The organism is Corynebacterium sp. LK31, assembly GCF_014335015.1.
In the GTDB taxonomy this organism is placed as follows: Bacteria; Actinomycetota; Actinomycetes; order Mycobacteriales; family Mycobacteriaceae; genus Corynebacterium; species Corynebacterium jeikeium_D.
The window spans coordinates 294,876-320,246 of the sequence record NZ_PDGW01000011.1; the positions used below are offsets into that span (position 1 = coordinate 294,876).

At 56.2% G+C, this 25,371-nt stretch carries 18 protein-coding genes; 7 read left to right on the top strand and 11 right to left on the bottom strand.

The window, feature by feature from the left end; genetic code table 11:
• The first annotated feature begins 69 nt into the window (after nucleotides 1-69).
• From CRD18_RS03585 to CRD18_RS03595, 3 genes are all read left to right on the top strand, one after another.
• On the top strand, nucleotides 70-387 hold the full coding sequence (locus CRD18_RS03585; protein WP_101687554.1) for a FeoC-like transcriptional regulator: 318 nt from the start codon (nucleotides 70-72) through the stop codon (nucleotides 385-387).
• Nucleotides 388-462: 75 nt separating this feature from the next.
• Nucleotides 463-2,070: a GTPase HflX gene (gene hflX / locus CRD18_RS03590; RefSeq protein WP_048733307.1), complete on the top strand. Its 1,608-nt coding sequence runs from the start codon at nucleotides 463-465 to the stop codon at nucleotides 2,068-2,070.
• Nucleotides 2,071-2,186: 116 nt separating this feature from the next.
• Entirely contained in the window at nucleotides 2,187-3,530 is a 1,344-nt protein-coding gene (locus tag CRD18_RS03595; protein WP_224433128.1) for a uracil-xanthine permease family protein, read from the top strand.
• Nucleotides 3,531-3,622: 92 nt separating this feature from the next.
• Here CRD18_RS03595 and CRD18_RS03600 read toward each other — a convergent pair whose 3' ends face one another.
• The 5 genes from CRD18_RS03600 to lexA all read right to left on the bottom strand — a co-directional run bounded on the left by CRD18_RS03600 (nucleotide 3,623) and on the right by lexA (nucleotide 8,773).
• The gene (locus tag CRD18_RS03600; protein ID WP_016422625.1) at nucleotides 3,623-3,895 is read right to left on the bottom strand and encodes an HPr family phosphocarrier protein; all 273 of its coding nucleotides are present in this window, start codon (nucleotides 3,893-3,895) and stop codon (nucleotides 3,623-3,625) included.
• 140 nt (nucleotides 3,896-4,035) lie between these two features.
• A complete protein-coding gene (locus tag CRD18_RS03605; protein ID WP_187406514.1) occupies nucleotides 4,036-6,195 on the bottom strand; it encodes a fructose-specific PTS transporter subunit EIIC in 2,160 nt (719 codons plus the stop codon).
• 35 nt (nucleotides 6,196-6,230) lie between these two features.
• Nucleotides 6,231-7,202, bottom strand: a complete 972-nt coding sequence (locus tag CRD18_RS03610) for a 1-phosphofructokinase family hexose kinase (protein WP_016422627.1) — start codon at nucleotides 7,200-7,202, stop codon at nucleotides 6,231-6,233.
• The gene (locus CRD18_RS03615) at nucleotides 7,199-7,978 is read right to left on the bottom strand and encodes a DeoR/GlpR family DNA-binding transcription regulator (RefSeq protein WP_016422628.1); all 780 of its coding nucleotides are present in this window, start codon (nucleotides 7,976-7,978) and stop codon (nucleotides 7,199-7,201) included. The genes CRD18_RS03610 and CRD18_RS03615 overlap by 4 nt, the downstream gene beginning before the upstream one ends.
• Nucleotides 7,979-8,071: 93 nt before the next feature.
• Nucleotides 8,072-8,773, bottom strand: a complete 702-nt coding sequence (gene lexA, locus CRD18_RS03620) for a transcriptional repressor LexA (protein ID WP_016422629.1) — start codon at nucleotides 8,771-8,773, stop codon at nucleotides 8,072-8,074.
• Nucleotides 8,774-9,638: 865 nt separating this feature from the next.
• Between lexA and nrdR the strand changes: the two genes are divergently transcribed.
• Nucleotides 9,639-10,121 carry a transcriptional regulator NrdR gene (gene nrdR, locus CRD18_RS03625; RefSeq protein ID WP_042388651.1) on the top strand — a complete coding sequence of 161 codons (483 nt, stop codon included), beginning with the start codon at nucleotides 9,639-9,641 and terminating at the stop codon, nucleotides 10,119-10,121.
• Here nrdR and hrpA read toward each other — a convergent pair.
• From hrpA to CRD18_RS03640, 3 genes are all read right to left on the bottom strand, one after another.
• Nucleotides 10,118-14,173: an ATP-dependent RNA helicase HrpA gene (gene hrpA / locus CRD18_RS03630; protein ID WP_187406515.1), complete on the bottom strand. Its 4,056-nt coding sequence runs from the start codon at nucleotides 14,171-14,173 to the stop codon at nucleotides 10,118-10,120. The genes nrdR and hrpA overlap by 4 nt on opposite strands.
• A 93-nt stretch (nucleotides 14,174-14,266) precedes the next feature.
• Entirely contained in the window at nucleotides 14,267-15,199 is a 933-nt protein-coding gene (locus CRD18_RS03635) for a rhodanese-related sulfurtransferase (RefSeq protein ID WP_016422632.1), read from the bottom strand.
• Nucleotides 15,200-15,260: 61 nt separating this feature from the next.
• Nucleotides 15,261-16,763, bottom strand: a complete 1,503-nt coding sequence (locus tag CRD18_RS03640) for a DUF1846 domain-containing protein (protein ID WP_070643044.1) — start codon at nucleotides 16,761-16,763, stop codon at nucleotides 15,261-15,263.
• 216 nt (nucleotides 16,764-16,979) lie between these two features.
• On the opposite strand from CRD18_RS03640, the gene CRD18_RS03645 reads away from it, so the two are divergent.
• Entirely contained in the window at nucleotides 16,980-19,082 is a 2,103-nt protein-coding gene (locus CRD18_RS03645; RefSeq protein WP_070652956.1) for a neutral/alkaline non-lysosomal ceramidase N-terminal domain-containing protein, read from the top strand.
• A 143-nt stretch (nucleotides 19,083-19,225) separates the two neighbouring features.
• Nucleotides 19,226-20,443, top strand: a complete 1,218-nt coding sequence (locus tag CRD18_RS03650; RefSeq protein WP_070652957.1) for a hypothetical protein — start codon at nucleotides 19,226-19,228, stop codon at nucleotides 20,441-20,443.
• Between the two features lie 125 nt (nucleotides 20,444-20,568).
• Here the strand turns inward: CRD18_RS03650 and CRD18_RS03655 are convergent, their stop codons facing one another.
• Nucleotides 20,569-21,093 carry a carboxymuconolactone decarboxylase family protein gene (locus CRD18_RS03655; protein WP_187406516.1) on the bottom strand — a complete coding sequence of 175 codons (525 nt, stop codon included), beginning with the start codon at nucleotides 21,091-21,093 and terminating at the stop codon, nucleotides 20,569-20,571.
• Nucleotides 21,094-21,098: 5 nt separating this feature from the next.
• Nucleotides 21,099-21,695, bottom strand: a complete 597-nt coding sequence (locus CRD18_RS03660) for a peroxiredoxin (protein WP_016422637.1) — start codon at nucleotides 21,693-21,695, stop codon at nucleotides 21,099-21,101.
• A 105-nt stretch (nucleotides 21,696-21,800) separates the two neighbouring features.
• On the opposite strand from CRD18_RS03660, the gene CRD18_RS03665 reads away from it, so the two are divergent.
• On the top strand, nucleotides 21,801-22,733 hold the full coding sequence (locus tag CRD18_RS03665; RefSeq protein WP_049189738.1) for a hydrogen peroxide-inducible genes activator: 933 nt from the start codon (nucleotides 21,801-21,803) through the stop codon (nucleotides 22,731-22,733).
• Between the two features lie 78 nt (nucleotides 22,734-22,811).
• Here CRD18_RS03665 and CRD18_RS03670 read toward each other — a convergent pair whose 3' ends face one another.
• Nucleotides 22,812-25,331: an RNA helicase gene (locus CRD18_RS03670; protein ID WP_141753114.1), complete on the bottom strand. Its 2,520-nt coding sequence runs from the start codon at nucleotides 25,329-25,331 to the stop codon at nucleotides 22,812-22,814.
• Nucleotides 25,332-25,371 lie beyond the last annotated feature (40 nt).

Here is a 25,371-nt window from a genome sequence, read left to right on the forward strand (position 1 = left end):
TACTAAGTCACACTTGCGAACTAGAAATCAGATCCAACAAGAATCGCGATACGGAAAGGAGCTATCGCCGTGGGACTCTTTAGAGCCAGGAAGAATACGACGGTTACTCGTCGGCCTTCAGAAGCCGTTCAGGATGCAATTGCGCAGGGCATTAGCTCCCGACGCAAGATTTGCGAAATCACTGGCCTGCAGCGAGCAACGGTAGACCTCATCCTTGACCGCATGGAACACACCGGCCAACTGCGCCGGGAATCCCTCGGTGGCATGTGCCCAGGCGGAGGTTGTTCCAACTGTGGAATGTCCGACAGTGGTACGTGTGCTGGTGGTAGTTCTAAGAGTGGTCCGGTCGCACTGGTTCTGACACGCAGGCCACCTTCTGCAGCCTAAGTCTTGAGCTTCGGCTCGGTATTCTCCGCACACAATGCGGAGAATTTGGCTTGTCATGCGACAATAGCAGCTAGTATGACGAATTTTTCCAACAACTTTGATGAGGTCAGCGACGAAACGTCGCAGCAAGCTCGCACCTCGCACGAGATGGACGATTTTTTCATCGACGCTAACGATGCTGGCGAAAACGCCGATAGTGCCTCCGGGGATGCGTTCGCAACGGACGTCGGCACGCAAAGGGAACCTACCGTCGGTGATTTGGATCTGGAGGCGCGTTCCTCTCTGCGCCGGCTGACCAGGTCAGTAGCACATACTGAGTCTGAAGAAGTGATGGTCGAGTACCGTCAGCTCCGACTGGAACGCGTGGTGCTGCTCGGTGTCTGGACATCCGGGACCCTTCAGGAAGCTGAAGTGGCGATGGAGGAGCTCGCCGCACTGGCAGAGACTGCAGGTTCGGAAGTTTTAGAGATGGTGCTGCAGCGCCGCGATAAGCCGGACCCTGGTACTTACGTGGGATCTGGCAAGCTCAACGAGCTTCGCGATATTGTCGCCTCTACCGGCGCAGATACAGTTATTTGCGACGGTGAACTGTCTCCCGGTCAATTGGTGGCGCTGGAGGATCGCCTTGACGCCAAGGTTATTGACCGCACCATGCTGATTCTGGATATCTTTGCTCAGCACGCGAAGTCCAAGGAGGGCAAGGCGCAGGTCTCGCTGGCACAAATGCAGTACCTGTACACGCGTCTGCGCGGCTGGGGCGGCAACCTATCGCGTCAGGCTGGTGGTCGCGCGGGCTCCAACGGCGGCGTGGGTCTGCGTGGTCCGGGTGAAACTAAGATCGAAACCGATCGTCAGCGCCTACGCCAAGATATGGCGCGAATCCGCAAGGAATTAGCTGGCATGAAGACTGCGCGTGAGATTAAACGCGCACGTCGTAAGGCTGGACACCTGCCGCGCGTGGCAATTGTCGGCTACACCAACGCGGGTAAATCTTCGTTGCTCAACGCACTGACAGGCGCTGGTGTGCTGGTGGAAGACGCGCTGTTTGCAACGCTGGATCCGACGACTCGTCGCACCAAGCTTCGCGACGGTCGCACGGTGATTATGACCGATACGGTCGGATTTGTTCGCCACTTGCCGACGCAGCTCATTGAAGCTTTTCGCTCGACCTTGGAAGAGGTGCTCGAAGCCGACGTCATCATGCACGTCGTAGACTCCTCTGACCCATTCCCGCTGGAGCAGATTAAGGCTGTCAACAAAGTCATCAACGAAATCGCGGAGGAAGAAAAGGCCGAGATTCCGCCCGAGCTGTTGGTAGTCAACAAGGTGGACAAGGCCGATGGCATTACCCTGGCGCAACTGCGCCACCAGCTCGATGATGCGGTCTTTGTCTCTGCGCGAACGGGTGAGGGGATTGGTGAACTGGAGACCCGACTCGAGCTTGCTCTCAATGAGTTGGAGTCTCACGTCCATATGTTGATTCCCTATGACAAGGGCAATATTGTCTCCACGCTCCACGAAGATGCGACTGTGCTGTCGGAAACATGGACGGAGCAAGGCACCCAGATGGATGTGCGTTTGCCCACTAGCCTCGCGGATGAACTGTCGGCATACCGCATCGAACCTGCAGCGGATCCTCACTTCACGGCGGATGCGAATGAGGATAGTAGCAACGACGCCTAGTCGGAATAGGGAGAGCGGAGTTGGAATAGGGAGAGCGACAAAGAGCTCCGGCAGTCCTGGGTTTAATGCGGTATCCGTGGCGTGATCTGCGGTGGGCATCCACTAGCATTACAACCATGAATTCTACTTCTGACGCGGAGACCCAACAGGGAACCTCCGCAAATCCGCCTGCTGAAAACGCCGAACGTGGCCGTCTTTTCGGTTGGGATATTCACGGTGACGGTCGAAAGATTGCACCGGGAGCCGTGGTGGCTCCCAACGAACGCCTCGATTGGCCTCGTACAATTGGCATTGGCGCACAGCACGTCATTGCCATGTTTGGTGCAACTCTTCTGGTGCCGCTGTTGACTGGTTTCCCAGTCAATACCACACTGCTGTTCTCGGGTATCGGCACGATTGTCTTCCTGCTAATCACCCGAAACCGCTTGCCCTCTTACCTGGGCTCGTCGTTTGCCTTCATCGCACCACTGACCGCGACACAGGCGCAGGGTATTGGTGTTCAGCTCGGTGTCGTGCTCTGCGCCGGCATCGCGCTCATGCTCGTTGGCTGCGTTGTAAAGTTCGCCGGCAAGCGTGTCCTCGATGCAGTGATGCCACCTGCAGTAACCGGTGCCATCGTCGCTCTCATCGGACTTAACCTGGCGCCTGCCGCCACGGAGAACTTCGCCACTCAGCCGTTGGTCGCATTTGTCACGATGGCATCCATTGTCTTCGCAACCGTCGCTGGCCGCGGTATGGTCAGCCGTCTGGGTGTCCTTATCGGCGTACTAATCGGCTGGGTCTTCGCCGCTGCCACTGGAAATCTCTCGCCCGAGGCTACAGAAACTGTCGGCAATGCCGCCTGGATTGGTCTGCCCGCATTCCACGCGCCGGAGTTCCACTTCAATGCGATGCTGATTGGTCTGCCCGTCATCGTAGTACTCATCGCAGAGAATGTCGGTCACGTCAAGGCTGTTGCTGCCATGACCGGCCGAAACCTCGATGACATCGCTGGCGATGCTCTTATTGCAGACGGTCTAGCCACCACCATCGCCGGTTCAGCTGGTGGTTCTGGTACCACTACCTACGCTGAAAATATCGGTGTTATGGCCGCTACCCGTGTCTATTCGACCGCAGCTTACTGGGTGGCAGCTTTCACCGCCATTGCACTGGCTTTCATTCCAAAGTTCGGCGCACTCATCTTGACCATTCCTACCGGCGTGCTCGGTGGGGCAACGATGGTGCTCTACGGCCTGATCGGTTTGCTCGGTGTGCGCATCTGGATGGACGAAAAGGTCGACTTCAACAACCCGGTTAATCTCACCGCTGCCGCCACCGCGCTGATCGCGGGTATCGGTAACCTCACCCTCGACATTGGTTCGCTGACGCTGGAGGGTATTGCTTGGGGGTCGGTCGGCATTATTATCGGCTATCCAATTTTGAACTGGCTCTACAATCGCATCGGCGAGAACCGCTCGTAGGCCACCCGTCCAGGGCAGAATCTCGCACGAATGCTTAACGACGGACCCCGTGACCGTTGCCACGATGTTTCGTCGTTAAGCTCTTTTGCTTTTTAATCGCTCAGGTCTTGGGCGATGAGTTCGGCGATTTTCTCTACCGCAACCGCGTTACTACTGGTCACAGTGACTTCATCGCCGAATTCGGCACCGAGTGCCATGAGCATCAACGAGGATGAAGCATCGGCCGGTTCGTTGTCGGGCTCGTCTGAGTCAAGGAGCTCGACCAGAATTTCTTCCTGAAAACGGGAGGCACGCTCAGCGATGACCGTTGCAGGGCGGGCATGAATACCCACCTTGGAGCCGACGTGGACATGTTGAGTAACCATGCGAGCGGCATCCTGCCTTTCTGCTTCTCGATTTCCTCGATGCCATTTCTGAGCTTAATAGGTTGCCCGGATGGGTTGGGGAATGTTTGCTGAAAATCGTAGAAATGCTCGTTGGGATAAACCAGCCGGTGCGGTAAAAACTACGCTTCCGCTGAAACGTCTGCTTCTAGGTTTTGATTATCGGTGCTGACTTGCCGCGGCCACAGGCTTTTAGCTGCCACAACGAGAATTGCTGCCACTATGCTGCCCAAGACGATTGCAGTAAGCCATGCGACAGGGTTGTCGATTGCAAACAGCACAAAAATACCTCCGTGCGGAACACGTGTGGCCGCACCCAAAGCCATTGAGGTGCCACCGGTGACGGCACCGCCAATCACAATCGACGGAATCACACGTAGCGGATCTGCGGCGGCGAAGGGAATTACTCCCTCTGAAATGAAGGCCGCACCGAGCACCCAGCCCGCTTTGCCGTTTTGACGCTCCGCCGAACTGAACAGCTTTGGTCGGAGCACAACTGCCAGAGATGTAGCCAATGGAGGTACCATGCCCGCCGCCATCACAGCGGCCATGACCTTCCATGATGCGGGATCTGCTGAGGCGATGTTTGCGACGGCAAAAAGATAAGCAGCCTTGTTGATCATTCCGCCCATATCCACGCACATCATTGCGCCGAGAAGACCACCGAACAGGAACGCCGCCGTCGTATCCAGTGATTGCAGCCACTGCTGCAGAGCCGTCATCAGCCACGCCAGCGGCATCCCGAGCAGCAGGTACATGGTGAGCCCAACGGACATAGCGCCGAGCATAGGAATCACGACAACCGGCATCAGCGGTCGCAGCCAGTCCGGGACTTTCATCCTCAACAGTAGGGCTACAACTAGTCCCGCCAGGATGCCTGTCACCAGGCCCCCAAGGAAGCCGGCGTCAACCGTGACCGCGATGGCACCGCCAATAAAGCCTGGTGCAATGCCGGCTCTGCCAGCCATGCCAAAGGCGATATAAGCACTCATTACAGCCACAATGACCTGCATGCCGTGGTTGCCAATGGCAAAAAGCGCCGAGCCGAGATACAGCCACAGCCCACTACGATCAATTAGCACGGTGCCGAGATCTTCTGTCGGCACAGCAATCGGGGCATCGAGTCCGATAATCTCCGGCAGCCGCAAATCCCTAGTCACGGCGTCAGCTACTACACCAACCTGATGACCGCCGACGAGGAATCCCAGCGCAATCAACAACCCCGATGCGGCCACGAACGGCACCATATAGCTGACACCGGTCATAATGGCATCACGAACCCAGTGTCCGAAGGCTTTGTCACCGCCTAACGATGATTTATGTGCCCCCACCTTCGTAGTTGCTTGTACCCTCTCAGATGAAGGGTCTGCGCCTGTAGTACCGGTTTGCGAACCGGCCTCCTTGTCGTGGTCATCCTTAGGTTGCGGCGCCTTTCGGTCGTAGGCGCGAACCCGTGATTGTTCTGCTTTTGCCTTCGCTTGTTTAATAACCGCAGTAGGTTCATTGACTGCCTTACGAATTGGCACTTTGACCTGTGGTTTATCGCTGAAGCGCTTAAGCCCCGTAACCCCAATATCGGCTGCGATTACTAGCACGTCGGCCCGGACAATTGCCTCTGCGGGGGCTTCCTGGGTTCCTGCCGAGCCCTGCGTCTCTACAGTTAGTGTGACATCAGACATGCTTTCTGCCGCGCCAGTAAGCGCTTCGGCTGCCAAATAAGTGTGTGCGATGCCCGTGGGGCAGGCCGTGATGGCGACGATATTGGTCTTCGCCGGAGGTTTTTTCGCTTTCCGACGAGGCGCTTTGGTGACGTGCTCGCTAATGATCCGGGCAGTCTCTTCATCGCTTTCAGCACCGCGAAGAGCTGCGCGAAACCCCTTATCGCGAAGTGCTTTTGCGAGTGCGGCCAGAATATCGACGTGGACATCGCTGTTACTAGATGGGACACCAATGAAAAAGAGCAGGTCCGCCGGCCCATCTGGTGTGGTGAATTCTGTAGCGCTGGTTAAGCGGGCAAACATCAGGGTCGGCTTCGACCAGTCCTCATGGCGGCAGTGGGGGATGGCTATCCCTCCCGACAGACCTGTCGGGGCCTTCTCTTCGCGTTCGAGGGCTGCTGCGACGATGCCGTTGCTGTCGGTGGCGCGGCCGGTCTCTACAGCTTTAGCGATGAGATAGTTAAGGATCTTCTCCTTTTGCGGACCGATATCTAGGTCAAGGAACACTGTCGACTCATCGGCTAGGTCTGATGCAATAGCGGAAAAATCTGCCGAAGAAGACATGGTTTTCTAATGCTCCTTATCTAGGCATCGAAAAGCTAAGTGTCGAGCTGCCATAACCGGCCGGCCTCGGGGTGAACCTGTTCTGGATAGGGGATGGTCGTACCGGGAAGACTGGTTGCCGCCGCCCCATAAGCTACGGCGGTGGTTAGTGCATCTTGGTAGCTATCACCGCGTTCGCGGGACATAACGTAGCCGGCCAAAGCACAGTCTCCAGCACCGACCGTCGACTGAGCGACTATCGAGGGGGAGGTAGCAGCGAAACAACCGCCTGACTTCACTGAAAGCACCGCCCCTGCTTCGCCGAGAGTGGCCAGGACTTCGGAAACGCCAAGCTCGTTCAGCGCACGAGCAGCCTGCGCTACGGGAAGATAGTTCCCTTCGGCTGCAGCGGCCTCAAGTTCTTCGCCGTCCTGATCAATGATTTGACCAAGTTCGTAGGCGTTCGGCTTCATCAAAAAAGGTCGCACCTTTGGAAATGCGCGAACGACCTCAGTCAGTGGGCCGTCGCTCGTATCCATAGCAACACGAATATTCGGGTTGACCGAATACACCGCCTCGGTGCATTGAACGTAAAAATCCCTGGGGACACCAGGGGGCAATGAACCTGCGAAAACTACCCACGTGGCGTGTTTAGCATGGTGGATAAGTTTCTCCAGGACACGCCTACGGTGCGCTTTCGTCAATGTCATGCCAGGGGAATTGAGCTTGGTGGTCGTCCCATCTGGCTCTGCGAGTGTGAGATTAACGCGGGCTTCGTTAGTCGTGTTGATGGCTTCATGGGGTATGCCAGAGACTTCCAACAGGCGCGTGAATTTTCCGGAGTCCGATGCCGGGTAGAGCGCGAGCGTCTTTTCTCCGGCGTAGTGCAACGCCTTGGACACATTAATTCCCTTGCCACCAGCCATGTCCTCAGCCATTGGTAGGCGGAACACGCCACCTCGCTTGAGCTCCGTATCGAGTCGAGCAAGTCGATCGATTGACGGATTTACAGTCAAGGTCAGGATCATGAAGCAACCACAACCTCGACACCTTGCTCCCTGAGATCGTTGACGAACTGTTCCGGGGCAGAGGAATCTGTAATCACGACGTCGATATCTTCCAATGCTGCAAAGCTGACGAGAAAGTCGCGGCCAAGTTTCGTCGAGTCCGCCATAACGATGACCTTGCGCGCATTCGTAATCATCGCGCGCTTTACCGCCGCTTCCTGCGGATCAGCAGTAGAAAGACCGTGGTCAATTGTCAAGGCATTAGAACCAATGAAAGCGACATCGGCACGCATAACCGCGAGAGTGCGGAGTGCCGTATCGCCAGCAACCGCCTGAGTAATGACGCGAACTTGGCCGCCAAGGAGTTGAAGCTCAATGCGGTTCGATCCTGCGAGTGTGATGGCGTTGGGAAGAGAGTTTGTGACAACCGACCAACGGCGGTTATCAGGGGAGTGGACCATCAGCTCTGCAAGAGCCTCGGTGGTAGTTCCAGCATCGAGAAAAATTCCACCACCAGAGTCAGGCAGAAAATCCGCAGCACAGCGGGCAATAGAGAGCTTCGCGTCCTTTTGCGCGTTCTTTCGAGCGGCAACTGAAAACTCAACAGTCTGAAAAGAACGAGTAGCCACAGCGCCACCGTGTACGCGGTGAACTGCGCCCTCTGCATCCAACTGAGCTAGGTCACGGCGAATCGTCTCTGCTGTGACATCGAAAGCTTCCGCAAGATCAGCGACCGTCACGCGCCCTTCGACTGCTGTCAAAGACGCAATCTTCCGGCGGCGTTCCTCTGCGTACATTCCCCGCTCCTTAGCTGTTAAGAAATTTCAGCTTTACTATCTGTTCCCAGTATGCCCGTTTATGTCTGTTTCGGGCAACGAAAATGTGGGAAATTAGAGGCTGCGTAGGACGCTGACAATCTTGCCGAGGATTTTGGCGTGCTCCGCGGGGAGTGGGTCAAAGGCGCGATTATGGGGCATGAGCCACTTGCCAGCAGCGTCTTCGTGCCATTCCTTGACTGTTGCTTCATCTTCAAACAGGGCTGCAACGAAATCTCCCTGTTCGACCACGTCTTGGGAACGGACTACCACCCAGTCTCCGTCGAGAATGCCCGCGTCAACCATGGAATCACCCACGACCTTGAGTAGGTATAGCTGACCAGAGCCCGTAATCTCCATCGGAAGTGCCATGTGACTTTCCACATGCTGCTCCGCCAAAATAGGGTTGCCAGCCGCAATCTGTCCAACGATAGGAACGAAGATTGGCTCTGGCATGTCCTCTGGCATCTCGGGAGTTTGGGTGGTGCCAGTAGCCTTTGGCCCAGGCTTTACCGGAGTGAAAGTGCCAGCGGAGGACTTCGAATCCCTTACGTTTACCGCGCGGGGTTTGTGTGGGTCGCGGCGGAGAAAGCCCTTCTTCTCCAACTCCTTGAGTTGGTATGCCACCGACGAGGTGGAATTCAAGCCCACAGCATCCCCAATTTCTCGAATGCTCGGTGGGTATCCGCGAAGTACGACGGCATCCGAAATGACGTCAAGAATCCGACGCTGCCGATCGGTGAGTGTTTTAGGGTTCGCTTTCTTCTTTTGAGCCATGGAACATCCCTTCTCAAACTCTTTCGAATGAATCATAACTCAAAACTGTTCGAATCGTCGAGCATCGAACACTGTGCGCCCTTGAATTCTTTAGAAAACGTGTACATTATCCGTGCTCGGAGGCGGTGATGATGTCGAAAATCGAAAATAAATCCGGATAGCAGTAGACAATATTCGAACATGGTGTTATAAATCGAACATGACAAGTTACTCGAACAGTCGTTTGATGAAAGGGTCTAGACGGATTCTCCGCATCCGCCCTTGGACATAGTCTCCACAGCGTCGGGAAACGGTCGTACAACTCTTATTCTCTCCAGGCCGGCAACGGTGGGAGAGTCAACGTTGGAAAGGGAGAAAACATGATGTCTACGGTTTCAACCGCACTTGGTGTTAGCAGCACATCTGATATTGACTTTTCTCAAGTTTCCGAGCTCCCTGCTCGGACGACACGGAAAGCTCCGTTGGTGTGGGGTGAACGTAGTGCGTCTTGCACACAGCACATCGTTCGGCCCGGTCAGCGTGCACGTATTGCACAGCGCAATCGAAATGGGGCTTCATCGGCGCGAATGCGGAGGGACAGGTCGCGGCCCAGTCATGTCTCGGTCAACTACGGGCGTCCGTCTCTATCCGTTAGCAGGGCGCAGCAGTCCAATCGTAGTGATGTATCCGCAGGCACTAACCTGACTCGCCTGATGGCGGTATGGGCTCTAGGGCTTGGTGCTTTCTTCGGAGTTTTCGGCAGCATGGTCTTTGAACAGGGACAAAGTGAGGCGGTCGAAAGCACCTTTACGTCTACGTACGCTTCCTACTCCGCGCAATAATCATTCCAGTTTCCGGTGTTGGGGTGGGACGTAGACTGGAGACCGTGTATTGCCAGTTTTGTCATCATGATCAGACACGAGTCTTGGACTCACGGTTGATAGATAACGGTATGGGGATTCGTCGCCGAAGGGAATGCCTGAATTGCGGCAAACGTTTTTCTACGATTGAACGCTCGCAGCTGATGGTCGTTAAACGGGATGGAATCCCTGAGGAATTCAACCGCGAAAAGGTTATCCAGGGTGTTCGACGTGCGTGCCAGGGGCGCGAAGTATCAGAGTCTCAGCTGAAGAAACTTGCACAAAAAGTGGAGGAGAGCCTCCGCGAGAAAGGCACGCCCCGGGTGGACTCAAACGATATCGGCCTTGCCATCCTTGAGCCGCTCAAAGAACTGGACGAAGTTGGCTATCTCCGCTTCGCTTCGGTGTACAAGTCCTTTTCCTCCGCGGACGATTTCGCGCAAGAGATTGCCAGCATGCGCAAGGGGAAAGGACCGCAGGCTAATGGCAACGAGGTTAAAAAGAACTAACGCAGTTTATCCACACGTTTCTTTACTCGGGTCAGGGATACGCTCTGGGCGGTACCCAAGCGTTGTGCGAAAAGGCTGACGCGCAGCTCTTGGATGAGCCACTGAATATCCCGTACTTCCGCGGAATTCGAACGTGCCTTAGGTAGCTGCTTAAGCTTTGCCGCCAAGTATTCGCGGGCCTCAGTCACCTCATCCTCACGTTCAGCATCACGGTCCGGGTCACGGTTCATTTCCTCAAATCGAATCTCCATTGCTTGGAGATAACGCGGCAAATGGCGTAGGTGCTGCCAACCGTGCCTTGCCACAGCGCCCTTAGGGAACATGAACGCCAGCTGGCGACGCATATCGTCGATGGCATCGCCTTCCCACTTGTTTAGCTGATTCACCACCGAGACATAACGGGGCATTGCCTGGGCAACGCCGACGACCAATTGACGTACCTCTGAGGCAACACCAGAACGAACGTGTTCGAGTAGCTTGTCGAATTCCTTCGGATCGCGGACGGGGCCACCGGCAGCCATCATACGGTCGCGGATCACGGCGACACGGCAGTCCTCGACAAGTCCATCGGCGCCCCCATGTGGCCATGCGTCCACGCCAACACGTTGTTGGAGTGGAAGCCCCTTAGTCATTTGTGCACCATTTACTGGGCACTCCCGCAGTAGCATTGTCAGATTTGTGGTCGCCAACGTCGCCTCTGCCTGCGCCTTAGTTGGTTTGACCTCGATGGCCACGCCATCCTTAGTGGTCACCAGCGTCGGATACATGGTGACGGACTGACCGTCGACAGTACTTTTGACCGTTTCTGAGACGGCGCCCAAGTTGTCTGAAGTCCACTTTTTCACAGCTTCGCGAGCTGCAGACTTCGAACGTTTCGACACAGCCGTTGAGACGGTCGTGGCATGCTTGTCTCGAAGCCCAGCAAGATCCCGGCTCTGATCGACGATCTTTCCATGGCGGTCTACCACTGCGTAGTTAAAGCGCAAGTGTGCTGGCAGCTTCGAAGGCGCAAAGTCTGCACCATTGATGCCCGAGCCTCCGAGTCGTCGTAAAGCATCGGCAAAAACATCGACGAAACGGCCTGAGTACGGAGTCATCGTCTCCAGCGCGCGGCGTGCGAAATCCGGTGCGGGGACAACGGACTTGCGCATTGCCTTCGGCAGAGTGCGAATGTAGGCTTCTGCGAGCTCAGCGCGAAGACCTGGCACCTGCCAGTCGAAGCCATCTTCACGCAAACCCGCAAGAAGAGGCACGGGGACACGGAGAGTCACACCGTCATCAGGGGCGCCCGGTTCGAATTTATAGGACAGTGAGAAATCGACCGAGCCCTGCTGCCACATTTCGGGGAAGGCATTGTCATCGATGTCGCCGGCTTCGGGGTTGAGAAGCTTATTGGGATCAAAGTCCAGTAGATTCGGCTGTTTGGGCTTAGTTTTCTTCCACCAGCGGTCAAAATTGGCGGCCGTGGTGATAGAGGCGGGCAGCTTGGAGTCGTAGAACGCGTAGAGCACGTCGTCATCGACGACAATGCCGCGCGAACGCTGCTTTTCCTCGATCTTCTCGGCCTCGGCCAGTTTGTCTTGGTTGTTCTTGAAGAACTCGTGATGTGTGTTCCACTCGCCGTCGACAAGCGCAGAGCGAATGAAGATCGAGCGGGCGGCATCGGCATCGACTCGGTGATATGGCACCAGGCGATCAACCACCACAGGCACGCCGTAGAGCGTCGACTTCTGGTAAGCCATCGCTGCACCGCGTTTAGTCGACCAGTGAGGCTCTGAGTACTGGTGCTTGAGCAGATGAGGGGCTACCTTCTCTACCCACTGTGGCTGAATCGTGCCTACGTTGCGCGCAAAAGTGCGCGAGGTCTCGACGATTTCCGCAGCCATCACCCAGCGAGGCGGCTTCTTTGCCAACGCGGACGAGGGGTGAATGAGGAACTTCGTGTTTCGGGTGCCAGTAAATTCCTTGCCCTCGCCCTCGCGCGTACCAATCATCGATAACAGACCCGGTAACAGCGACTTTGCCACCTCGTCGGGATCGTCGACACCACTGGTTGAGCTGCGGGCCGAAAGACTCCAGCCCAGCTCAGCCGTTGCCTGGTGGAGTTGACGCACCAAGTCCTGCCACTCCCGAACGCGCAAATAGTGGAGGTACTCGCGCTTGCACATCTTGCGGAACTGGTTACCGCTAAGCTCGCGGCGCTTTTCCTCCAGGTATTGCCAAAGCTTCAGCAGGGAGTTGAAGTCGCTGGTGGTGTCCTTAAAACGGGCATGTAGCTGATCTGCCTGAGCTTGGCACTCCAGCGGACGTTCGCGGACATCCTGCAAAGACAACGCGGCGACAATGACGGTCACAGCCCCAAGAGTGGTGTTTTCGTACCCTTCGACCAGCATGCGGGCAAGGCGCGGGTCGACAGGTATACGGGCAATCTGTCGGCCGATGTCCGTCAGTTCGGGGGCGTCGGCACTGGAGCCGGAGCCAGATTCACGGCCTCTCCCAGACCCCGACGTTGTGGTAATAGCCTGAAGCTCTGTGAGGAGGTTAATGCCATCGCGCACTGCCTTCTGCTCTGGTGGCTGGACAAAGGGGAAGGCCTCAATCGCGCCAAGCCGCAGCGAAATCATTTGCAGTACAACCGAAGCGAGATTGGTGCGCAGAATCTCCGGATCCGTAAACTCGGGGCGCGAGAGAAAATCCTCCTCGCTGTAGAGACGAATCGCCACGCCATCAGCTACACGACCACAGCGTCCAGAGCGCTGATTCGCGGATGCCTGGCTGATGTCCTCGACTGGTAGACGTTGGACCTTCGTGCGGGTGGAGTAGCGGGAAATGCGTGCGGTACCAGTATCGACGACGTACTCGATACCCGGTACTGTCAGCGACGTTTCCGCAATGTTGGTCGCCAGCACAATGCGACGCCCGGAATGCGGGGTGAAGATCCGATGCTGCTCTGCATTAGATAGCCGTCCGAATAGTGGAACGGCTTCTACCCCCTTCCAGTGCTTGCCCTCGATGGCCTCGGCTGCTTCTCGGATCTCGCGCTCACCCGAAAAGAACACCAGGATATCGCCATCGCCAAGCCGCATGAGCTCCTCGCACGCAGCGATAACACCATCGATCTGCTCAATGGCGACTTCCTTTTCTTGCCCATTTTTCGCAACAACAGTCCGCACCAGAGGGCGATAGCGGATTTCTACCGGGTAGGTGCGCCCTGACACCTCGATGATGGGCGCAGGGTGCTCGTCGTCAGGCGCGAAATGACGGGCGAACCGTTCCGGATCAATCGTCGCCGAAGTGATAATGATCTTCAGATCTGGGCGCTGCGGCAGAATATGCTTTAAATATCCCAGCAGGAAGTCGATGTTGAGGCTGCGTTCGTGCGCCTCGTCGATGATGATGGTGTCGTACTCACGTAGCAGGCGGTCGCGGCCAATTTCGGCCAGCAGAATACCGTCGGTCATCAGTTTGATGCAGGTATCCTTGCCGACACGGTCATCGAAACGCACCGCATAGCCGACGTGCTGACCAATCTTTTCGCCCAGCTCATGAGCAATTCGCTCCGCCACCGAACGCGCCGCAATACGACGGGGCTGCGTATGGCCAATCTTGCCGCGTACGCCCCGTCCCAGTTCGAGGCATATCTTCGGAATCTGCGTAGTCTTACCAGAACCAGTCTCACCAGCAATAATGACGACCTGATTGTTCTCAATCGCCTCTGCAATATCGTCGCGGCGCGCGGACACCGGCAACTGCGCCGGGTAGGTGATGCGAGGAATCGCTTTACGACGATCTTCTAACCGCTCCAGCGCAAAGTCGAGGTCTGCAGAGATGGCAGACAGCGCCTTCGGCGCGGATGCTCGCTTCAGCCGACGACGGAAGGACTGAGCCTCCCGAATAGGTAATTGATCAGCGAGCTGGTAGAGCTCTTTTTTACGCGCGTCTTTAACGGGCTTGCCAGAGCGCTGCGGTCTGGCGGAAGTGCGGTTTCCAGAATTGCGGTTTCCCGACTGGACACGTGGAGCTGGTTTATCAGAACGGCTAGGAGTACTCATGGTTGCCTACTAGATTAGCCGCGTCTGGGGAGACAACCCACATCTGTGCTGATTGGAGACGCTCAAAATGGTCCGATGGCAGCAGGGAGCGTCCTACTTTGCCGCCGCTAGCTCTTCGGCAACTTCCTTGCAGTCCTCGCGCCCACAGTGCTGTGTCTCGGTGTGCTCCCAGCAATCATCGCAAATAAGCACCTGACGACGGCAGGTATCTTCGTTGATGCAGTTCTGGAAGGTGTTTGTGGGCTTGCCGCAGTGGACGCAGTGCCCGAGCTGTACGTAGTCCTCGTCTTCGATGCCATCGCCAAACTCCATATGCATGCGCTTGTCGAAGACATAGAGGGAGCCTTCCCACAGCCCCTTATTGCCAAACTTTTCGCCGTAGCGCACAATACCGCCGTCGATTTGGTAGACCTCTTCGAAACCGCGGTTCTTCATAAGTGCGGAGAGGATCTCGCAGCGGATGCCGCCGGTGCAGTAGGAGATAACCGGCTTGTCCTTCATCCAGTCGTACTTACCGGATTCCAGTTCGTCGATGAAGTCGTGCGTGGTCTTTACGTCCGGGACGACAGCGTTTTTAAACTTGCCAATCTCGGCTTCCATTGCGTTGCGGCCATCGAAGAAGATGACATCGTCGCCGCGTTCCTCGACCAGTTTATTGACCTCTTCCGGCTTCAAATGTGTGCCGCCGCCAATGACACCATCGACATCGACTTTCAGCTCACCCGGAGCACCGAAAGCGACGATTTCGTCGCGAACCCTGACGGAGAGTTTTGGAAAGTCATCAGCGCCGCCTTCGCTCCACTTGAACTGCATGGAGTGAAAAGCGGGGTACTGCTTGGTTTTCTTGATGTACTTCTTGCAGGCATCGAGATCACCGCCGACGGTGCCATTGATGCCGTGCTCGGACACCAGAATGCGGCCCTTGAGCCCTAACGACTCGCAAAGATCGCGCTGCCACAGCATGATGGCACGCGGATCGGACAGTGGGGCGAACTGGTAGTACAGAAGAATCTTGCTGATGCTCACGGGGACTATTCTAGTCTGCTCTCTCAGTTATCCTATTTTCGGCGTGAGCTGCTGGTATGGCTTAGTGCTTCTGATAGAGAGCCTTCTTCTGGTACTTAGGCTCCGAAGTCACTAGCACACCGAGGTTGCGGAAAATTGTTTCGTCCACGCTGCCCAGAATGGTAGTGGTGTGGACATCACAGTTTCGAAGGTTCTTCAGCTCGGCGAGGGCTGCGCGGGCATCGTCGCTGGTGGCCGCCGACACGGAAAGGGCGATAAGAACCTCGTCGGTATGCAAGCGGGGGTTGCGGCTGCCCAGGTGATGCGTCTTAAGCGTTTGAATTGGCTCAATGGCAGCAGGGGAGAGCAAGTGCAAGTCCGGGTCGATATTGGCGAGCTTCTTGAGAGCGTTGAGGAGCATTGCTGCTGAGCATCCGAGTAGTTCAGAAGTCTTGCCCGTGATGATTGTGCCATCGTGCAATTCGATTGCGCTGCCCGGCGCCCCGGTAGATTTCTCAACTTCAAGCGCTGGTGCGACGACTCGGCGGGCGGCTGTCGACACGTTGGCCTTGCTCATAATCATGGCAATGCGCTGCGAGACTTCGTCGTCTGCGCTGTTCTTGTGTTCGTCGACAAGAGCCTTGTAGTAACGGCGAACGATTTCCTGGTTGGATGCCTCTCGGCACACTTCGTCATCGTCGATACAGTAACCGGCCATATTGACGCCCATGTCGGTCGGTGACTTGTACGGTGACTCGCCCGCGAGCTTCTCCAACAGAGTGCGCAGCAGTGGGAAGACCTCGACATCACGGTTATAGCTGGTGACCTTGGTGTCATAGGCGGCCAAATGAAAAGGGTCGATGAGATTGATGTCATCGAGATCAGCCGTTGCCGCCTCGTAGGCCAGATTTACCGGGTGTTCGAGTGCCAGGTTCCAGATAGGGAAGGTCTCAAACTTTGCGTAACCGGAACGAATTCCGTGTTTGTGATCGTGATAAATCTGCGATAGACAGGTCGCTAGCTTTCCAGAGCCCGGGCCCGGCGCTGTAACAACGACCAAGTCCCGCGACGTTTGCGCCCATTCATTCAGCCCGAAGCCGGCTTCACTGACAATTTTCTCCGTGTTTGTCGGGTAGCCCTCGATATTGCGATGGCGGATGACGCTCAATCCGAGTCGCTGTAGGCGCTCAATGAAGTTCTTTGCCAGGGTGTTGTCGTCGGAAAGCTGCGTGACGACGACGCTGCCGACTAGAAACCCGCGTTCACGAAAGACATCGACGAGGCGCAGCACATCGTCTTCGTAAGTGATGTCGAGGTCAGCGCGGACCTTGTGGCGTTCCAAATCCTTGGCATTGATGCACACCATGATTTCCAGATCGTCTTTGAGGCGATCGAGCATAGCGATTTTATTGTCAGGCGTGAAGCCGGGGAGCACGCGCGAGGCATGCATGTCATCAAATAGCTTGCCGCCCATTTCGAGATAGAGCTTGCCGCCTTCACCTGCGATGTCTGCGCGCCGCTTCTTAATATGAGCGGATTGCATTTCGATGTACTTTTCGCGGTTAAAACCGACAGCCTGAGCCATGGTGCCCTTTCTGAAGTTGTGTCTGCGGGGAGCGCGCTAAAGCTTGCGAAATTCTACTGTGTCCATGGTAGTGATACTGCCTTGCGAATGTTGTATCGGTTACTGCTGTCGCGGGGGGAATTTTGGGAACTTTGGCTTATTAGGCCACGCGTAGGGGATTGTCTGATTAATCTCCCATGTATTGATATTCAAAAAGAAATATGAAGAGGATGTGACATGCTCGATCCCCAGATGGCATCATCGTCGAATTCGGCAGAACCAACCGCACGCGCCCCGTACCAAGTGGGCAGGCGAGGCTTCCTCGTCGGAGCAACTGCCGTGTCAGCTGCGAGTATGATGCCTGCCGTAAATGGTGCATCAAAGGCAAACGCCGCTCCTGCAAACGGGGCTTCTGCCGCCGCGGGGAATTCGACCACCAATTTGAATGTCGGTCGAGGAATGGCTGACATGACAGGCGAGCCACTCGGCGCTGGCATGAACGGGTATGCGGTCATGGACCAGACCACCTCGGGTCTGCGTCTTCGCCAGATGGCGCGTGCATTCATCTTCGGTGATGACAACGACAACCGTGTCGTCCACGTCACCGCAGATATGGGGCTCATGTTCCAGTCCATCCAGATGGAAGTTCTGCGGCGACTGCGAGCTCTCTTCGGAGACCTCTACCACGAGGGCAACGTGCTTATCTGCGCATCTCATACGCATGTCGCGCCGGGTGGTACATCGGGCCATCTTATGGTCGACCTGACTACTCTCGGATTCCGTCCCGTCACTTTCGAAGCTGTAGTCGTCGGTGTGGTCAAGGCTATTGAACGTGCACACGCTGATTACCAGCCGTCGACTATCCACCTGACCAAGGGGATTGCCCAGGATGCGGGTGTTAACCGCTCCCTGGAGGCATTCAGGCGTAACCCCGAGGAAGAACAGCGTCTTTTCCCCGACGGAGTCAACCCGGAAAGCCATACACTGCACGTGAGTCGTGGTGGTCGCGAAGTCGGCTTCATTAACTGGTATGGAATTCATCCGACCACCTTCGGTCCCGAGCACACCATCATCGACGGCGACAACAAGGGCTACGCAGCATGGAAGGTTGAGGTCGACCGCGGGGTTACCCACCGTGAGCCGGCCGATGCCCCCTTTGTCGCCGCATTTACCATGTCGTGCCCGGGTGACATCAGCCCGAACATGGGGCTCGTGCCAAATTCGGGCCCAGGCAACGGAGACGAAGCAGAGTCTGCCCGCATTCTCGGTCAGCGTCAGATTGACGCTACCCAGGGACAGACCATTGCACTGCCAGGAGGCGGTATCTCCACTGTCCACAAGTGGGTCAACCTGGGCGATGTCGACATCGACGGCCAATTCACGCCCGACGGCCAGCCGCATCGCACTGGACCTGCAATCCTCGGTGCGGCCTTCGCAGCCAGTAGCCAGGAGGATGGCGGTGGAGAACCAGCCCTCGGGTTCAACGAAGGCGAGCGCGGCGGTACGCCGTGGGTGCACCAGCTCAATAACGTCGTACTCCCGAAAAACATCGGGGAGATTCAGGGCAACAAAGAGTGCCTGCTGCCAGTCGGCTACATCGATGGTCTTCTCCAGCAGACCCACATGTTCTCCATCACCCGCATCGGTGGCTTCACCTTGATCACCAATGGCCTTGAACCCACCACAATGTCGGGCTACCGCATGCGTCAGCACGTCGCTGAAGTCCTCGGTGTTCCAATCGATACTGTCATCTGCCAGGGCTACACCAACAGCTATGGCCACTACGTCGCTACCCCAGAGGAATACGATCAGCAGGACTACGAGGGCGGCGCAACGGCTTTCGGCAAGTACACGCTCAGTGCGATGATTTCCATTTATCACAATCTCGCTCACGCGCTTGCCGACGGCATTGCGGTCGAGCCAGGCCGTGCGGCAGGCGATCTCACTGGCATCATCCCGCCGTCGCCAGCAGGAGGAAAGGTTATCGATTCCGCTCCAATGGGCAAGAATTTTGGTGACGTGCTTGAATCCACGGCAAGCGTCACGGTAGGGCAGAAAGCCGTTGCCCAATTCGTCGCGGCAAATCCGAATAACGACTTGCGACTGGAAGACGGCTACCTACTTATCAAGAATGACCGCGGTGAGATTGTTTCCGACGACTGGGACCAGGCAACTGTCATTGAATTTGCCAAGGACGGTATTTATACCACCGCCAAGGTCACTTGGGAGACCGGAGGAGTCGCGCCGGGCAAGTATGACATCATCGTGCGTGGTAGCGCGTTGGGTGTCGGTGATTCATTGAACGAATTCGAGGGAGTCGCTTCGGTGGAGCTCGTGTAAGAACGTCCAATTAAATACATTAATGCGCACAATGTGACTTATACTTTGGCCCATTAAAATCTCATCAAGGGCTTGTCTCACGTATAGTCCGTTGTGCGCATTATTTGTATGTATCCGTCAATTTGGCAGGAGCAGTCTGCTTCATGAATACCCCAAACAATCCATACAGCAACAACGATCCTTACGGTGACGGCAGCCGGGACAATGAGTCCAGTAACTATGACTCCCAGAGCCACGGTTTTCCCAACAATGGTTCGCAGGACTACAACCCTTACGGGTTCGATTCGGACGCACAACATGGCTCGCGTGGACCAGAGGATTCGCCACAGTGGAATCAGGCTTACGGTAGGGAACAGGCCTATGGCGATATTCCGTCCTACGGAACTGGTGAGCCAAGCGAGAACTATGGTGGCCAGCCCTATGGTGCGGGATCAAGCTACTGGCAGCAACCGGCAGGGGGGAATCCTGCAGCCGGTGCACTTGCTCCCGGAGTCAACATGCCAGGTGGCAATGAGCCACCGGTGAAGCCTGTGGCACAAGGGCCGACGAAGGTCGACATTGGAAGTGCCTTTTCCGCGGCGTTTCGTAGTCTAAATAGCAATTTTGCTTCTTGGCTTGGCGTCATGCTGACGTTCTTCGCCGTCCTAGTCGCCCTGATTGTTGGCGCAGCGGCAATTCTCTTTGCCTCTGGTGACTTCGATCCGGAATTTGAGCCGAACTATCCAGGCGATGTTCCGTTTGAGGATCTAGGGTCAATGTTCGCGACTGTCGGCGCGATGGCACTCCTATTTGCCGTGGGCATGTTCGCGATGCAGGCATTTATGTTGCGCGGTGCATTCGACGCTGTCGATGGGCGAGTGCCGAACTACGGTACTTTCTTCCGTGTAAACAGGTGGGGGTCTCTTATCGGTGTCTACATTGTCACGTTCCTGGTGGGACTGCTCGCCATGCTGCCGGGGATGGTGCTCTTCATCGCTGGAGCATCCCTGTCCGCCAATGGCAGTGAAGCTGCCGCGGCGATGATTCCACTGGGCTACTTGGTTTTGTTGTTGACGTCGATTTTCATCATGCCAATTACAGCGACTATGCCACTACTTGTTTTCGATGGTCGAGCAACTGCGCTTGAGGCGCCGGTTGTCGCTTGGCGCCTGGTAAAGCCCCAATATTGGACGATGCTTGTTGCATTCATTCTGACGTCGATTGTTTCTTCCGCAGGTGCGATGCTCTTCTATATTGGCATCCTGTACACAATGCCGCTGGCTATGCTGGTTCAGGTGCACATCTACCGCCAGCTCATCGGTGGCCGGCGAGTTATTAATGACGCGCAGGAAAATCCGGGCTATTACCCTCCGCAGCAGTAGCCGAAACGAATAAGAAAAAGCGCCCAAGGAACCGGTACAAATTGGTTCCTTGGGCGTTATTTGATCAGCAGGAAATCCTGCGGGGGAGCGTTCGACTATCAAAGCCGAACGTATCCTCCTAATACTTAGCGGGTAGCCTCAGCGAAGACAGCCTGTGCAATACCAGAGACGGTGCCTGCAATCTTCACAGCTTCCCAGACCTGCTCCTTGGTCAGACCAGCATCGCGGACGACCTTTGCGTGGGAGGTCACGCATGCTGCACAGCCGTTGATGGCAGAAACTGCCAGAGACCACAGCTCGAAGTCTTCCTTCTCGGCACCCGGATTGGAGATGATGTTCATGCGCAGACCGAACTTGACCTGTGCGTAGTCATCACCGAGCATGTGGCGAGTGCGGTAAGCGACGTTGTTCATGCCCATAACGGTGGCCGCACCAAGCGCAGACTCGAAAGCCTCGTCAGACAGGTGCTCCTTGGCTTCCTCAGCAATCTCGGAGAAAACGGTCTCGTTGCGGGTGGCAGCAGCAGATGCAAGCAGGGTACCCCACAGCTGCTGCTCGGAGAGTTCCGTAGAACGGGTGAGAGTGCCAAGGTTCAGCTTCATGTCCTTGGCGTACTCCGGTAGGCCGGAACGAAGGTTATCGATGCTCATATGAGTTACTTCAGCTCCTGCTTCAGAACATCCATCTTGTCGATGTTCTTGGTCGGGTCATTCTTCTGCCAGTTACATGCGCAGACCTCTTCAGACTGAAGAGCGTCGAGAACACGCAGAACCTCGTCAACGTTACGACCGACAGCGTCCGGGGTAACGGAGACGAACTGAATGATGCCGTCCGGGTCAATGATGAAGGTTGCGCGGTCTGCAACACCGTCAGCGTTCTCGACGCCGAGTGCACGCATCAGGTCGTGGCGGATGTCGGAGAACATCGGGAACGGGATGTCCAGCAGTTCCTCGTGGGTTGCACGCCAGTTGAAGTGGGAGAACTCGTTGTCGCCAGAGCCACCGAGAATAACGGTGTCGCGGTCTTCGAATTCCTCGTTCAGCTTGCCGAATGCAGCAATCTCAGTCGGGCAGACAAAGGTGAAGTCCTTCGGGTAGAAGAAGACGACTTTCCACTTACCCTCGTAGGACTCATTGGTTACCTGCTCGAAGTAGTCATCCGGAGAAGAAGCGTTTGCATCACGCAGGTTGCCGCCCTTCAGAGCGGTCAGAGAAAACTCGGGGAACTTGTCGCCAACAGTCAAAATTGCCATGGAATCCTCCTGAATGTATTCCTTTTGGGGTCACACACCATTATGCCTATGGATCCCCGAACCGTCAAGAGGAAAAAGTTAATAAGCTCGTGTAGGCTTATAGGTATGCGTAATAGAGATTATCGGCCCACTTTGCCTCAGTTACGTGCCTTTGTCGCGATTGCCGATACCGGTCACTTCGGTCAAGCCGCTGCCCGCCTCGGCATTTCACAGCCCAGCCTGTCACAAGCGCTTTCTACCCTTGAGCAGGGACTGGGGGTGCAGCTTGTAGAGCGTTCGACTCGCCGAGTGCTGGTGACGCCACTCGGTCGCGGTCTGATTCCATATGCCCGCCAAGCATCTGAAATTGTTGACGAGATCGTTGCTCGCGCCTCTGGCCGTACAGATGATTTGTCCGGACCACTATCCATTGGTGTTATCCCTACGGTTGCTCCATACGTGCTGCCCAACTTCCTCCAGTTGGTTCGTGACGAGCTGCCAGATCTAAAGCCTAGGATCGTCGAAGAGCCGACCGAGCGTCTCATCGAATCACTTCGCTCCGGCACCATTGATGCAGCGATCATGGCACTGCCGTCTGATGTGCCTTCCTTTGAAGAGATTTACCTCTACGACGAGGAGTTCTACATCGTCGTGCCAGAGGATCATCCGCTGGCCGGTAAAGAAGACGTAAAGCTTGAGGCGATCAGGGACTTGGACTTGCTCCTGCTTGACGACGGTCATTGCCTGCGTGACCAGGTGTTGGATATTTGTCGCAAGGTCGATGCTGTTCACGGCGAGACCTCCAGCTTGGAAACACGGGCGGCTTCTCTATCGACCGTCGTGCAGTGTGTTGCCGGTGGGTTGGGGCAGTCGCTTGTACCGGAATCGGCTGTCAAGATTGAGGCCGACCGACCCGGCCTGGCTGTTGCGCGATTCGAAGGTCCGGCACGGCCGGGACGCACCATTGGGCTGGTTCACCGCGCATCATCGGTACGCGGCGGCGAGTTCAATCGAATTGCCGAACTGGTACGGCAAGCATACATAGACGCTGTTGCCTAAAGCTCTCTTGGCGCATGCTGCAATAGCGTACGAAATAAGCAAAAACCGGGCTGGCAGTTCCAGCCCGGTTTTTCGCGTTTATCCCTGAATAATTCGCAGCGATGCCAACCTGACCTCGCCGTATTCATCAGATGCAGCCAAGTCAACGTCCGCTTCAAAGCGCCAGCCGTGGTCGCCCTCAGGGTCATCGAGTATCTGGATCACATGCCATAGGCCCTCACCAGCCTTGCGGTCAATCGAAATCATATCGCCGCCGCGAGCCTTTGCATCGATCCCTAGGTCATCGTATTCATCGAAGTAGTCATCCATCGCGGCAGGCCAATCTGGCGCATCGTCGAGGTAGTTGTCCAGGTCGGCCAGCTCCTCCTCCTTTTCAAAGGCAAAGAGCTGCACGTGGCGAAACATGAGATTGCGCACCATACGGGTAAATGCACGTTCGTTGCCTGTAAGGGGCCGCGACTCGTCGGTGCCAAAAGCCGCTTCCTTGAGAGTTTCCTCGTCCAATGGCTTGTCCGGATCGGCCATCTGCGCCCATTCATCCACCAGGGAGTTATCCACCTGCACAACGAGCTCGCCGAGCCATTCCACAATGTCCCGGAGTTCCTCGTTAGCGGCTTCCGGAGGGAGAGTGTGTCGCAAAGTGCGCCAGGCATCGGTGAGGTAGCGCAGGAAAATACCTTCAGAGCGGGCAATTCCATACTCAGATACCACGTCCGAGAAAGTCATGGCCTTTTCCACCATCTCGCGCACCACAGACTTGGGCGACAGCGAAAACTCACGCACCCACGGGTGACCTTGAGCATAGGTGTCGAATGCGCCCTCCAGCTCGTCGGCAAGCGGCATCGGCCATGTGATGTCTTCGACGATGTTCATACGTTCGGTGTAATCAACACCCTCGGCCTTGAGCGCGGCGATTTCTTCACCGCGTGCCTTTTTCTGCTGCGCGATGAGCAGTGGGCGAGGGTCTTCCAGAATTGACTCAAACACACTGATGACATCGAGTGCGTAGTTCGGGCTGTCCTTATCCAACAGTTCGAGCGCGGCGATGGCGAAAGGCGACAGCGGCTGATTGAGCGCGAAGTCACGCTGCAGCTCCATTGTCAGCTCGGGGCGGCAGTCATCGCCCTCGCCATGCATGACGACGATTCCCGCGTTGACCAAACCGCGGTAGAGCTCAATTGCGGTCAGAATAGCCTCATTTTGCTGGTGGCGGGTGTCGTGATTGGTGCGCAGCAGATGACGCATGTGTTCGTAGGTATCGCCACCACGTGCAATGACGTTGAGCAACATACCGTTGGTAACTGCAAAGCGACTGGTCAGCGGCTCTGGTGGCTGAGAAACGATTTTGTCGAAGGTCTTCTCCGACCATGTCACTTCGCCCTTGGGAACGGACTTCAGCCGCAACTTCTTCAGTTTGGCCTCATCCTGGCCGGCACGGCGACGCAGCTTGGCGTTTTCGATTTCGTGTTCAGGTGCTTCGACAACTACGGTGCCCTCGGTGTCGTAGCCAGCACGGCCGGCGCGTCCAGCAATCTGGTGGAACTCGCGTGACTTGAGAATTCGGCTACGACGGCCATCGAATTTGGCCAAACCGGTAATCAGCACCGTGCGAATAGGCACGTTGATGCCGACGCCGAGGGTATCCGTGCCGCAGATGACCTTCAGCAGACCAGTCTGAGAGAGACGCTCAACCAAACGACGGTACTTCGGCAGCATTCCCGCATGGTGGACGCCAATTCCCTGGCGCACCAACTTGGAAAGAACTCGACCAAAGGCCGTGGTAAACCGGAAATCGCCAATCTCCTCGCGAATCCGCTCCTTTTCCTCCTTCGTCAGCAACTTCAGACCGGTCAGTGCTTGGGCCTGTTCAGCTGCTTGGCGCTGGGAGAAAAAGACGATGTAGATTGGGGCTTTGCCAGATTCCAACAGCTCTGCGAGCGTGTCATGAACTGGCGTGTAGACATAGTGGAAATCCAACGGCACGGGGCGCGTCGTACCTGTAACGAGGTTGACGTCGAGGCCCGTGCGTTCCTTCAGATCCGTCTCAAACTTTTGAGTATCGCCGAGAGTGGCGGACATCAACAGGAATTGGCAACGGGAAAGCTCGAGCAGTGGCACCTGCCATGCCCAGCCGCGGTCGGGATCCGCATAGAAGTGGAATTCATCCATGACCACTTGGTCAATATCGGCATCGGCCCCGTCGCGCAGAGCGATATTGGCAACAATTTCCGCAGTTGCGCAGATGATGGGGGCGCCGCCGTTGACCGTGGCATCGCCGGTCATCATACCGACATTTTCAGCGCCAAAGACCTCGCAGAGGGCAAAAAACTTCTCGCTGACCAAGGCCTTGATTGGCGCTGTGTAAAAGCTGCGCTGACCACGGGCAAGCGCGCAGAAATGGGCGGCGATAGCTACCATCGACTTGCCCGACCCCGTTGGAGTGGCAAGGATGACATGGTCGCCACCAGCCAAACCGATAGCGGCCTCTTCCTGCGCCGGGTAGAGCGTGATGCCCTGATCCCTGGTCCAGGCAATGAACGAGTCCATAATCGCATCGTCGAAAAGGGACTCAGGAACCTCAGCTAGGTCGGGAAGCATTTCAGATAGTGACACGCTTCCCACCCTAGCGGTAACCCCG